Genomic DNA, 12,469 nt, shown 5'->3' with positions numbered 1-12,469 from the left:
CGTATGACGGACCTTCCCTCCCTTCGCGAAACGCTCGACGCCCACGGCCTGCTGGCCAAGAAGAGCTTCGGCCAGCACTTCCTGCTGGACCTCAATGTAACGCGCAAGATCGTCCGCTACGCCGGTCCGTTCGAGGGCCGCGCCGTGATCGAGGTCGGCCCCGGCCCCGGCGGCCTGACCCGCGCCATCCTGGAAAGCGACGCCGGCAAGGTGGTGCTGGTCGAGAAGGACCCGCGCTTCATCCCTCTGCTGTCCGAACTGGATGACGGCTCCGGCCGCCTGACCATCGTCGAGGGCGACGCCCTGAACGTGCGCGAAAATCAACTGGTTGAGGGTCCCGCCCATCTGGTGTCCAACCTGCCCTACAACGTCGGCACGCCGTTGCTGATCAAGTGGCTGACCGGCCCGTGGCAGCCCTGCGCCCTGACCCTGATGTTCCAGAAGGAGGTGGCCGAGCGCATCGTGGCCGCCCCCGGCGACGACGCCTATGGCCGTCTGGCCGTCATCACCCAGGCCGTGGCCGACGCCCGCATCGTCATGCACCTGCCCGCCGCCGCCTTCACCCCGCCGCCCAAGGTGGCCTCGGCGGTCGTGCATGTGGTCCCGCGCGCCGAGCGCCCCTCGCCCGAGCGGCTGAAGAAGCTGGAACGCGTCACCGCCGCCGCCTTCGGCCAACGCCGCAAGATGCTGCGCTCCAGCCTGAAACAGCTCGGCGGCGCCGCCCTGTGCGAGGCCGCCGGCATCGAACCCGACGCCCGCGCCGAAGTCATCGACATCGCGGGCTTCCTGCGCCTCGCCGACGCCCTGAAGTAAAGCTTGATATGCCTGTTGAAATCGAACCCTTCCGCGCCATCAGCGTCAGCAGACTGGCCCATGAATTGAAGGCCCAGGGCCGCTCCATCATCCACGTGGAGTTCGGCCAGCCCTCGACCGGCGCGCCCCAGCCCGCCATCGCCCAGGCGCATCGGATTCTCGACAGCGAGCCCGGCGGCTACTGGGAAAGCCCGGCCTTGCGCGCCCGCATCGCCAAGCTTTACGACGACCGCTACGGCGTCACCGTCGATCCCGAGCGGGTGGTCATGACGGCGGGCGCATCCCCCGCCCTGGTGCTGGCCCTGATGATGCGCTTCCAGCCCGGCGACCGGGTGGCCATCGCCCGCCCCGGCTACGTCGCCTATCGCAACACGCTGAAGGCCCTGCACATGGAGCCGGTCGAGATCGACTGCGGCCCCGAGGTGCGCTTCCAGTTGACCGCCGAGGCCCTGCGCGCGCTCGATCCAGCTCCGGCTGGCGTCATCATCGCCAGCCCGGCCAACCCGACCGGCACCATCATCCCTGAGGATGAGCTGAAGGCCATCGCCCAGGTCTGCCGCGAGCGCACCATCTCGGTCATCTCGGACGAAATCTATCACGGCCTGTCCTACACCGGCCCAACCCCGTCCATGCTGCAGTTCGAACCGAACGCATTGATCGTCAACAGCTTCTCCAAATACTGGAGCATGGCGGGCTGGCGTCTGGGCTGGCTGATCCTGCCCGAGGCCGAGGTGCCGCAGGCCCGCGCCCGCGTCGGCAACATGTTCCTGACCCCCGCCACGCTCAGCCAGCACGCAGGTCTGATCGCCATGGACTGCGAGGACGAGCTGGAGGCCAATATCGACGTCTATCGCGCCAATCGCGCCCTGATGCTGGACGCCCTGCCGGCCATGGGCCTGCGCTCCATCGCCCCGCCCGACGGCGCCTTCTACATCTACGCCGACATCGGCCATCTGACCGACGACAGCATCGCCTTCTGTGAGGCCCTATTGCGCGAAACCGGCGTGGCGACGGCGCCCGGCGTCGACTTCGACCCGGTCAACGGCCACCGCTTCATCCGCTTCAGCTTCGCCGTCTCGACGCCCCAGATCGAAGACGCCCTGGCCCGGATCAAGCCCTTCTTCGCGGCCAGAACAGCGGCCGCCGAGGAACGCCTCAACGCCTAGGGGCGTTCGTCAGGGCCCGAAACCTTCGGAGCCTTCATGTCGAAATCGCGTCTCGTCGCTTCCGCCGCCCTGCCCTTCGCCCTGGTCGTCCTGACCGCCTGTGAATCGCCCGCCGAGACGCCAAAACCCGAACAGCCGCCCGCCGCTTCACCGACGCCTGCGCTCACGCGAGAGGCGATTGAAGCGGCGGTGTTCGAGGCCGCACCGACGCCCGCCCCGAACGGCCAGACGGCGCCCGCCGCGGCCGATCCCGCCATCGCCCGCGCCCAGATCCTGCTGGACCGCGCCAACTTCTCGCCGGGCGTCATCGACGGCCTGGGCGGCGACAACACGCGTCAGGCCATCGCCGCCTTCGAAAAGGCCGCCGGTCTGCCTGAGGACGGCGTTCTGGACGCCGAGGTCTTTCGTCGACTGACGGCAGGCGACACAGGCAAGGTCATGGCCGACTACACGATCACCGCCGCCGATCTGGCCGGGCCCTTCATCGGGCAGGTGCCGTCCGACCTTCAGGCCATGTCGAAGCTGCCGACCGTCGGCTACGCCACCCCGTTGGAAGCCTTGGCCGAGAAGTTCCACATGACCGAAGGCCTGCTGCGCGCCCTCAACCCCCGGGTCGATTTCGGCAAGGCGGGCCAGATCATCATCGTCGCCGCCGTGGCTCAGACCGACCTGGCCGGCGACGTGGCCCGCATCGTGGTGGACAAAACCGAACGCTCGGTTCGCGCCTATGACGCCAATGACCACCTGCTGGCCTTCTATCCCGCCACCATCGGCAGTTCCGCCCGTCCCGCGCCGTCCGGCGACCTGAGCGTGGTCGGCGTCGCGCCAGAGCCCAACTACACCTACGACCCTGACCGGGTCAGCTATGATCGGGGCGACCGCAAGGTCATCATCCCGCCTGGGCCGAACAATCCGGTCGGTTCAGTGTGGATCGACCTGTCGCGTGACACCTATGGCATCCACGGCACGCCGGACCCGTCAAAGGTCGGCAAGACCTTCTCCAGCGGCTGCGTACGCCTGACCAACTGGGACGCCGAACAACTGGCGTCGCGGGTCAAGCCGGGCGTGCGCGTGGTCTTCCGCTAGCTCTCGATTCCTGCCCTCTCCCAATGGGAGAGGGAAAAGCGATCAAGTCAGACCACTTCCTTCAGCAGCGCGGCCTTGTAGCCCTCGACCCACAGATTGCGGGCGCGGCGACTGCGTTCGGCGTGATAGATGTGCGCCAGCTCGGCGTAGCTGCTGTCGAAGTCCTCGTTGACCAGGACGTAGTCGAACTCGTCGCAGTGTTCGATCTCGCCCTTGGCGTTGGCGACGCGGCGTTCGATCACGTCGTCGGCGTCCTGCGAACGGGTCACCAGGCGGCGACGCAGTTCCTCAAGGCTCGGGGGGAGGACGAAGACGCGCACGGCGTCGCCGGGGCATTTCTCGGCCACGTCGCGGGCGCCCTGCCAGTCGATATCGAACAGGACGTCGCGGCCCTCGGCCAGGGCGCGATCCACCGGGGCGCGCGGGCTGCCGTAGCGGTTACCGTGGACGTCGGCCCATTCCAGGAAGGCGTCGGCGTCGATCAGACGCTGGAATTCCTCCTGGCTGACAAAGTTGTAGTCGCGGCCGTCGACCTCGCCCGGGCGGATGCCGCGCGTGGTCATGGACACCGACAGCTCCAGCCCTTTGTGGTCGGCCATCAGGCGACGGCACAGCGACGTCTTCCCGGCCCCCGACGGACTGGCCACGATCAGCAGGACGCCACGGCGGGGGGTGCGGTTATTCGACATTCTGAACTTGTTCTCGAAGCTGCTCGATGACGGCCTTCAGTTCGAGGCCGATTCCGGTGAGCGGCGTGGTAGCGGATTTCGAGCAGAGCGTGTTCGCTTCGCGCATGAATTCCTGCATCAGGAAGTCGAGTTTTCGCCCGGCGGGGGGTTGCTGCAACAGTGTCCGCGCGGAATCGACGTGCGCGGTCAGACGATCCAGCTCTTCGCGCACGTCCGCTTTGGTCGCCAGGGCGGCGGCTTCGAGGAAGATTCGCTCGTCCAGACCCGGCGCATCGGGGGCCAGTTCGCTGATCCGGCGGGTGAAGCGCTCGCGGATCGCCTCGGTCTGGCTTGAAGCTTCCAGTTCGGCGCGCGCGACCAAGGCCTCGATGGTCCCGACGAAGTCATGAATGACCGGCGTCAGTTGCTCGCCTTCGCGCTGTCGCGACTGCTTCAAGGCGTCCAGCGCCTGTTCGACGGTCGCGGCGATGGCGGCTTCGAGGGCGGCATGGGCCTCGGGGTCCTCGACCTCTTCGGCCACTTCGATGACGCCGCGCAGGGACAGCAGACCGTCGGCCGAGGGCGGCGTCGCCCCCTCCTCCGCCAACTGGTTCGCCAGCTTCAGATAGCTGGCCAGCACGGCTTCGTTGACGCGCGGGGCGGGCTCGCTGCCCTCGGCCCGCTTGGCCTGGACGCCCAGCGTCACCTGGCCCCGGTTCAGTCGCGCCTGCGCCGCCGCCTTGGTCAGCCGCTCCAGGTTCTCGAAGCTTCCCGGGCCGCGATAGCGGACCTCCAGCGAGCGCCCGTTGACCGAACGCGCCTCGACTGTCCAGGTCCAGCCGTCCAGCGTCCCGTCGGCCCGACCGAAGCCGGTCATTCCAGAGATGGGGCCGGAGATCGCACTCATGGCACGACCGGCGTGGGAACCGAGATGACCTTGGCGCCCGGCGGGATGGCCACCGGCGCAGCCTCGCTCATCGGCGTCGCCGTAACGCCAGGCACCGACGCCGCCTGACCGGGCGGCAGGCCCGCCTTGCGGCGCTCGATCTCGCGCCAGCGCGCCACGTTCAGCAGATGCTCGGGATAGGTGCGGGCGAAGACATGGCCGCCCGTGCCGTCGGCGACGAAGAAGACATATTCCGAACGCGGCGGGTTCAGCACCGCCTTCAGCGCCTCTTCGCCGGGATTGGCGATGGGCGTCGGCGGCAGGCCGTCGATCAGATAGGTGTTCCACGGGGTCTGGGCGCGCAGTTCCGAGGCGCGGATGCCGCGGCCCAGAGGACGGCCCCTGGTCACGCCGTAAACAATGGTCGGATCGCTCTCCAGCCGCATCCCCAGCCGCAGACGGTTGGTGAAGACCGCCGCCACCTCAGGCCGTTCCGAAGCCAGGCCCGTCTCCTTCTCGACGATAGAGGCCAGGACCAGGGCCTCTTCCGGCGTGGAGACGATGGTATTGGGCGAGCGCTGGGCCCACAGGGTGGCCAACTTGGTCTTGGCGGCGCGCTGCATGCGGGCCACGACCGAGGCCCGGGTCTCGCCGCGCGCCACCTCATAGGTGTCGGGCCACAGGCTGCCCTCGGCGGGCGCCTCGACCTCGCCGGTCAGGACCGGCTGTTTCATCAGGATGTCGACAGCCTGGGCCGAGGACCAGCCCTCGGGCAGGGTCACGTAGTGGCGCACCGCCTTGCCATCGACCAGCAGGCCGACCACGGTGGCCAGCGAGGCGCCCGACGGCACCTCATATTCGCCGGCGCGGATCTTGCGGTCGGCGCCGCTCAGGCTGACGGCGGCGCGGAACAGGTCGGTCGAGCGGATTACGCCCGCCGATTTCAGATTGGCGGCGATAGCCGAGACGCCCGCCCCCGACGGCAGGGTGACGATGGTCGCCTCGCCTTCCTTGGCCGACGGACCCGGCCCCCAATAGACGACCCACAGGCCGATCAGGGCGGCCAGCACAAAGACGCCCAGCGTCCCGGCGGCGGTGATCAGGCCGACGCCAAAGCTCGATTTGGCGGCTCCGCCGCCGCCCCGCTTCGGCACGCGGTTCTTGGGGATGCGAACCTTGGGCGCGGGGCGACGCGACGGAGCCTTGGCCAAATCAGTCGACCTTCTTGAAGATCACGGCCGCATTGGTGCCGCCGAAGCCGAAGCTGTTGGACATGGCGACGTCGATCTTCATCGGCTTGCCCTTGTGCGGGACCAGGTCAATCGGCGTCTCCATCTCCGGGTCGTCCAGGTTGATGGTCGGCGGGGCAATCTGGTCGCGGATGGCCAGGACCGAGAAGATGCTCTCGATGGCCCCGGCGGCGCCCAGCAGGTGGCCCGTCATCGACTTGGTCGAGGAGACGGCGACCTCCTTGGCGTGGTCGCCGACCAGACGCTCGATCGCCTTCAGCTCGATCCAGTCGGCCATGGTCGAGGTGCCGTGGGCGTTGACGTAGTCCAGGTCCGAAGGCTGCAGGCCCGCGCGCTTCAGCGCCGCCTTCATGGCCCGCAGACCGCCGTCGCCGTCCTCTGACGGGGCGGTGATGTGATAGGCGTCGCCGCTCATGCCGTAGCCGACGACCTCGGCGTAAATCTTGGCGCCGCGCGCCTTGGCGTGTTCGTACTCTTCCAGCACCATGACGCCGGCGCCTTCGCCCATGATGAAGCCGGCGTGGCCGCGGTCATAGGGGCGCGACGCCTTCTCCGGCGTGTCGTTATAGGCGGTGCACAGGGCCTTGCAGGCCAGGAAGCCGGCGATGCCGATCGGCACGACCGAGCTTTCAGCGCCGCCCGCCACCATGACCTCAGCGTCGCCCAGGGCGATCATGCGGGCCGCGTCGCCGATGGCGTGGGCGCCGGTGGCGCAGGCGGTGACGACCGAATGGTTCGGGCCCTTCAGACCGTGGCGGATCGAGATCTGGCCCGAGGCCAGGTTGATCAGGGCCGAGGGGATGAAGAAGGGGCTGACCCGGCGGACGCCCTGTTCCTTCAGCACGATGGCCGTGTCGGCGATGGGGCCCAGGCCGCCGATGCCGGAGCCGACCATGACGCCGGTCGCTTCCTTGTCGTCCTCGGTCTCTGGCTTCCAGTTCGCGTCGGCCAGGGCCTCGTCGGCGGCGGCGATGGCGTACAGGATGAAGTCGTCGACGCGCTTGCGGTCCTTGGCCGACATCACCTGATCGGGATCAAAGACGCCCGGCTGATCAGGCGCGCCCCTACCACGGCCGTCGACGGACGGCACCTCGCCGGCGATGGTGCAGCCATAGCCCTCGGTATCAAAGGCAGTGATCGGACCGATGCCCGAGCGCCCCTCGACGATGCCTTTCCAGACATGCTCCACGCCCGTGCCGAGCGGAGTGACAAGGCCGAGGCCCGTGATGACGACGCGGCGCATGGTTCGCGCTCCTTGGACTGCAGAATCGTGACCGGAAACAATAATGGCCGCCGGACGGTCCCGCTAGGGTCCCGCCACGGCGGCCATCATTCAGGAAGTGCGACGGATCGCAGCTGGATTAGCCAGCCAGCTTCTCGTCGATGAACTTCACAGCGTCGCCGACGGTCTGGATGTGCTCAGCGGCGTCATCCGGGATCTCGACGTCGAATTCTTCTTCGAAGGCCATGACCAGCTCGACGTTGTCGAGCGAGTCGGCGCCCAGGTCGTCGATGAAGGAGGCCTTTTCCGTGACCTTGTCCGGATCGGCGTCCAGGTGGTCGATAACGATCTTGCGGACGCGTTCGAGGGTGTCGGACATGAGTGTCTCTCTGCCTGTTTGTTTGTCGCCGTGAAGGCGGGGTCTCAGTGTTCGCCGTGTCACGGCAGCCCCTTGGAAGCAAGACCCGAAGGGACTCACCGCCGCGAAGCATTCCCGCCCTTTAGCACAGCCATCGGGGCGGGAAATAGATTGTTGCGCGTCGTGATCGCGACGCGCAACGCCTTAAATCATCGCCATGCCGCCGTTCACGTGCAGGGTCTGGCCCGTCACATAGGCGGCTTCGTCCGACGACAGATAGACGGCGGCGGCGGCGATTTCGTCGCCCGTGCCCAGACGGCCCGACGGAATCTTGGTCAGGATGGCCTCGCGCTGCTGGTCGTTCAGCACGTCGGTCATCGGCGAGGCGATGAAGCCGGGCGCGATGCAATTCACCGTGATCCCGCGCGAACCGACTTCCTGGGCCAGCGACTTGGAGAAGCCGATCATGCCGGCCTTGGACGCCGAATAATTGGTCTGGCCCGGGTTGCCGGTCACGCCGACCACCGAGGTCACGCCGATGATGCGGCCCGAACGGCGCTTCATCATCCCCTTCACCGCGGCGCGGGTCAGGCGGAAATAGGATTCCAGGTTGATCTGGATGACGGACTGGAAGTCCTCGTCCTTCATCCGCATCAGCAGGCCGTCCTTGGTGATGCCGGCGTTGGCGACCAGGATGTCCAGCGGACCGCCGGCGGCTTCCTCGGCGCGCGCGACCAGGCCGTCGACCGATTCCGAGTCCGACAGGTTGGCGGCGGCGAAGAAGGCGCGCTCACCCAGCTCCTTGGCCAGATCAGCCAGCACCGCCTCGCGCGTGCCCGACAGCACCACGGTCGCGCCCTGGGCGTGCAGCGAGCGCGCGATGGCTCCGCCGATGCCGCCAGTCGCGCCGGTCACCAGGGCGATCTTTCCCGAAAGGTTGAACATTGTTTCTATCCCTATGAAATCAGAGCGACTTCGCGAACGCTTCAAGGTCTTCCGGCGTATTCAGCGCCAGGCTCTCGGCGTCCGGCGCGATGCGCTTGGCCATGCCGGTCAGGACCTTGCCCGAGCCGATCTCGGCGAAACGGGTCACGCCACCTTCAGTGGCCATCCACTCCATGCTCTCGCGCCAGCGCACGCGGCCCGTGACCTGTTCGACCAGCAGGCGGCGGATCACCTCCGCGTCCGTTTCCGGGCGGGCGGTGACGTTGGCGACCACCGGCACGGCCGGGGCGACGATCTTCGCGTCCGCCAGGGCGGCGGCCATTTCATCGGCGGCGGGCTGCATCAGCGGGCAGTGGAAGGGCGCCGAGACGTTCAGCGGAATGGCGCGCGCGCCCAGTTCCTTGGCCTTCTCGATGGCGCGGTCCACGGCGGCCTTGTCGCCCGAGATGACGACATTGCCGTTGTTGTTGTCGTTGGCAACGACGCAGACGCCGACTTCCGAACCGGCCTTGGCCGCTTCTTCGGCCAGGGCCAGGTCGGCCTTGGGACCGATCAGCGAGGCCATCGCGCCCTTGCCCACCGGCACGGCGCGCTGCATGGCCTGACCGCGCAGCTTCAACAGACTGGCCGTGTCCGACAAGCTGATCGCCCCGACCGCCGCCAGGGCCGAGTATTCGCCCAGCGAGTGACCGGCGACGAAGCCAGCCTTGGTCACATCGACGCCGAACTCGACCTTCAGAACCCGCGCCGCCGCGGCGGAAACGGCCATCAGGGCCGGCTGGGCGTTCTCGGTCAGGGTGAGCTGGTCTTCCGGGCCTTCGCGCATCAGGTCGAACAGCTTCTGGTTCAGCGCGTCGTCGACCTCGGCGAAGACGTCGCGGGCGCTGGCGAAGGCCTCGGCGAGAGCTGCGCCCATGCCGACGCTCTGGCTGCCCTGACCGGGGAAGAGAAGCGCGAGGGTCATAGAGGAACGATCCGTGGTCCGTTGATTCAAGGCGCCGAGGGGTAGGCGAAACCCTCCCCAACGGCAAGAAGAACGGCGGATCGTCCCTCTTCAGTCCTTGATTTCAGCCGTGCAGGGTCGATTGTCCGGCCCCGCCGCGCCATCGCAACGACGCAACGCCAGCAGGCTCTGATCGCTCTCGGTCAGGCGATTGCGACCGTCCGAGCCTCGCGTCAGGGTGAAAGCGTCGTACAATTGCCCCGTAGCGGTAAAGGCGCGGAACGACAGGCGGTCGGCCTCGACGTCGATCAGTTGATACAGCTCGGTGTTCTCGGCGGCGCGCACCGGCTGGGTGTCTGCGCGATCATTCAGCCCGTACATCTTGGAGCCGGTGACCGAGACGACATAGACCGGCCCCTGCGGACGCCCCGCCGCGCTGTCGGCGCGCGAAGCCTCGGCGCCTGCCGGGTTGGAGACGCGGCCATAGCAGTGGTCATGGCCTTGCAGCACCAGGTCGATGTTGCGGGCGTCGAAGATCGGCTTCCATGCCGCCTTCAGTTCTTCGGTGTCCTGCGGTCGGGCGCAGGTGTAGATGGGCTGGTGGAACAGGGCGACGTTCCAGCGCGCAGGGCTGCTGGCCAGCGTCGCGTCCAGCCAGCGCGTCTGCGACTCCAGCCCACCCAGATCCAGCGCCGCCGTGCCGTCCAGAACGATGAAACGCACGCCCTGATAGTCGACGAAGTAGCTGGTCGCCTTGACGCCATCGGCGCCGTTGTCCGGCAGAGCGAACTGCAGCGCCCAGTGCGGCCCCAGGACGCGCGATTCCTCGCCGCCAGGCAGGATATGATCGACATACTCGTGATTGCCGGTCGCCGGCAGCTGCGGCGTCATGGCGAAGGCGCGACCGCCGGCCTCGGTCCATTCGCCCCACTCGTCGTCGTGAACCTTGACCTCGCGCTGAGCCACCAGATCGCCGGCATGGACAACCAGAGCCGCCGGTCCCGCCTCCTTGAAGGCCGAGCGGATCACGCGCGAGCCGATCTCGAGGATGTCGTTCTGGGTGTCGCCCAGATAGATGAAGCGGAAGGGCGCGAACTCCGCCTTGGCCGTGCGGAACGGCAGCCACTCGCTCCAGCCGTCGGCAGCGCGGACGCGATAGACGTAGCGGGTGTCCGGCTTCAGGCCGTCGAAGCGAACCTGATGATAGAGGGCCTGACCATTCTCGTTCTGGATCGGCCCTGTGGTTCCGGTCACGGTGCGGGCGGTAAAGCCCAGCAGCGGACCGTCGATTTCCTCGGCGATCTGGGCTTCGGCGGCGGTCTGACGCGCGTCGGTGCGCCAGGCTACGCCTGCGCCGCGCGCAGCATCGGCGGCGGGCGTCAGCACGATGCGGTCGGCCCAGCCCTTGGCGGCCCATCGCCCGTTCGGCGCGTGCAGCGGCGGCGGCAGCGGATCGGGGTCCGGCGGGGCGACAATCTGGGCCATCGACGGCGCGGCGGCCATCAGGACAGCGGCGGCAGCCAAGAAGGCGGCGGACAGTTTCATGAAAGTCTCCCCGATAGTCTGGGGCGACGAGGTAGCCACCTAATGCAACGGTTCGCCGGGGCTTTTGTGAAACTCCTGCGAGGATTGCGCCGCCTACGACGGGATCAGACCGATCAGTTCCTTGCTCGCCAGAACGGCAAACAGGATCGCCGCGGCCGCCAGCAGGCTGTTGGACACCCAGTGGCTGCGCCATTCCCTCGGCACGCGTTCGCTGTTCAACAGCCACAGCAATGTCCCGGCCAGAAAGGGCATGAACAGGCTGCCCAGCACGCCATAGGCCACGATCAGGCCGAACGGTCGCTCGATGAACAGCAGCGCCATAGGCGGGAAGGTCAGCCACAGGGCGTAAGCGCGGAACGCCCGGCTCTTGTCGCCCCGAGCTTTCGGATCGTCAGAGCGGCCCCGCACATGGGCGGTGAAGTCGGCGAACATCAGGCTGACGCCCTGCCAGACGCCCAGCAGGCTGGAGAAGCTGGTGGCCCAGAAGCCGACCAGGAACAGGATGGAGATCGGACGCCCGAACCGCTCTCTCAGCACCTGATCCAGATCCAGCAGGCCCCGTTCGCCGCCCTGCAGGGCTATGCCCGCGGCGTGCAGCAGCTCCGCCCCGACGATCAGCATGGCCACAACAAAGACGCCAGTGACCAGATAGGCGACCCGGTTGTCCAGCCGCATGACCGAAATCCAGCCCGGCCCCTTCCAGCCCTTGGCGTTCAGCCAATAGCCATAGGCCGCCATGGTGATGGTCCCGCCCACCCCGCCGATCAGACCCAGGGTGTAGAAGACCGACCCCTGCGGCAGGGTCGGCCACAGGCCGGTCAGCAGGGCAGGAATGTCGGGCGTCACGATGACGGCCAGACCCACGACAGTGACGAACATCACCCCGACACAGGCGGTCATCACCTTCTCGAACAGGCCGTAACCGCCGAACCAGACGAAGGTCAGCCCCGCGATCCCGCTCAACATGCCCCAGACCTTGAGATCCAACGCCGGGAACAGGGCCGCCAGCGGCAGGGCCGTCGCCGTCATGGCCGCCGCCCCGTAAACAAAGCCCCAGATGACGACGTAGAGGCCGAAATAGAGCCCGGCCCAGTTCAGCCTCCGGCCGATGGCGCCGGGCAGCAGCCCCCGTCCCAGGCTGGACCAGCCGTCGAAGATCGTTCGCTCGCTGGCCAGGGTCCATCGCCCCACGGCCTCGGCCAAGGCGATCTTCAGCACCGTGCCGACGATGGCCGCCCACAGCAGGGCATAGCCGAAGCGCGACCCTGCGATCAGGGTCGCCACCAGGTCCCCCGCCCCTACGCCCGTCGCCGCGACGACGATGCCGGGCCCGATCAGGGACCAGCGCCTTTTCAGAAGGGCGTTCGGCTCGGATGAAGTCATGCGGCGTCTCCGGTCAGGCGCAGACCATCCGCTGTTTCGGCTGCGCTTGGCAACGCGGGTCGGTCAGCCTTGCTCTGGCGGGCTTTTTCGCCTATACGCGCCGCCTTTCCAGGGCTTCGGTCCTGTTGCGGAACGCCAAAGGGTTCGGGAAGTCATCCCGGCCGCCGCTTCAGGAGCCATCGTGGACAGGACTACCCGGTCCCA

At 67.7% G+C, this 12,469-nt stretch carries 12 protein-coding genes; 3 read left to right on the top strand and 9 right to left on the bottom strand.

The genetic code is table 11. The features are described 5' to 3' along the window. The first annotated feature begins 3 nt into the window (after positions 1-3). Genes rsmA through ACI2KI_RS00860 form a run of 3 tightly spaced genes read left to right on the top strand, consistent with a single transcriptional unit; the run spans position 4 to position 3,065 of the window. Complete coding sequence (rsmA, locus tag ACI2KI_RS00870; protein WP_404616953.1) at positions 4-813, top strand: 16S rRNA (adenine(1518)-N(6)/adenine(1519)-N(6))-dimethyltransferase RsmA; 810 nt, start codon at positions 4-6, stop codon at positions 811-813. Between the two features lie 8 nt (positions 814-821). Then, entirely contained in the window at positions 822-1,979 is a 1,158-nt protein-coding gene (locus tag ACI2KI_RS00865; RefSeq protein WP_404616951.1) for a pyridoxal phosphate-dependent aminotransferase, read from the top strand. 36 nt (positions 1,980-2,015) lie between these two features. Beyond that, on the top strand, positions 2,016-3,065 hold the full coding sequence (locus ACI2KI_RS00860; protein ID WP_404616949.1) for a L,D-transpeptidase: 1,050 nt from the start codon (positions 2,016-2,018) through the stop codon (positions 3,063-3,065). Positions 3,066-3,112: 47 nt separating this feature from the next. Here ACI2KI_RS00860 and gmk read toward each other — a convergent pair whose 3' ends face one another. From gmk to ACI2KI_RS00815, 9 genes are all read right to left on the bottom strand, one after another. Then, positions 3,113-3,754: a guanylate kinase gene (gene gmk, locus ACI2KI_RS00855; protein ID WP_404616948.1), complete on the bottom strand. Its 642-nt coding sequence runs from the start codon at positions 3,752-3,754 to the stop codon at positions 3,113-3,115. Then, complete coding sequence (locus ACI2KI_RS00850; RefSeq protein ID WP_404616945.1) at positions 3,744-4,640, bottom strand: YicC/YloC family endoribonuclease; 897 nt, start codon at positions 4,638-4,640, stop codon at positions 3,744-3,746. Before ACI2KI_RS00850 ends, gmk begins: the two co-directional genes overlap by 11 nt. Further along, entirely contained in the window at positions 4,637-5,830 is a 1,194-nt protein-coding gene (gene mltG / locus ACI2KI_RS00845; protein ID WP_404616943.1) for an endolytic transglycosylase MltG, read from the bottom strand. The genes ACI2KI_RS00850 and mltG overlap by 4 nt, the downstream gene beginning before the upstream one ends. A 1-nt stretch (position 5,831) precedes the next feature. Next, on the bottom strand, positions 5,832-7,112 hold the full coding sequence (gene fabF / locus ACI2KI_RS00840; protein WP_404616941.1) for a beta-ketoacyl-ACP synthase II: 1,281 nt from the start codon (positions 7,110-7,112) through the stop codon (positions 5,832-5,834). Positions 7,113-7,230: 118 nt separating this feature from the next. Beyond that, positions 7,231-7,470 carry an acyl carrier protein gene (locus ACI2KI_RS00835; protein WP_105564338.1) on the bottom strand — a complete coding sequence of 80 codons (240 nt, stop codon included), beginning with the start codon at positions 7,468-7,470 and terminating at the stop codon, positions 7,231-7,233. Between the two features lie 183 nt (positions 7,471-7,653). Further along, entirely contained in the window at positions 7,654-8,394 is a 741-nt protein-coding gene (gene fabG / locus ACI2KI_RS00830) for a 3-oxoacyl-[acyl-carrier-protein] reductase (RefSeq protein ID WP_404616939.1), read from the bottom strand. A gap of 19 nt (positions 8,395-8,413) precedes the next feature. After that, positions 8,414-9,358 carry an ACP S-malonyltransferase gene (gene fabD / locus ACI2KI_RS00825; RefSeq protein WP_404616937.1) on the bottom strand — a complete coding sequence of 315 codons (945 nt, stop codon included), beginning with the start codon at positions 9,356-9,358 and terminating at the stop codon, positions 8,414-8,416. Between the two features lie 90 nt (positions 9,359-9,448). Next, a complete protein-coding gene (locus ACI2KI_RS00820) occupies positions 9,449-10,882 on the bottom strand; it encodes a fibronectin type III domain-containing protein (RefSeq protein WP_404616935.1) in 1,434 nt (477 codons plus the stop codon). Positions 10,883-10,975: 93 nt separating this feature from the next. Beyond that, positions 10,976-12,265, bottom strand: a complete 1,290-nt coding sequence (locus tag ACI2KI_RS00815; protein ID WP_404616933.1) for an Nramp family divalent metal transporter — start codon at positions 12,263-12,265, stop codon at positions 10,976-10,978. Between the last annotated feature and the right edge of the window lie 204 nt (positions 12,266-12,469).

It is taken from the genome of Brevundimonas sp. NPDC046655 (assembly GCF_044901625.1).
Classification (GTDB): domain Bacteria; phylum Pseudomonadota; class Alphaproteobacteria; order Caulobacterales; family Caulobacteraceae; genus Brevundimonas.
Note: the sequence above shows the minus strand (reverse complement) of the source record. Positions and strands in the feature narration are given on the sequence as shown.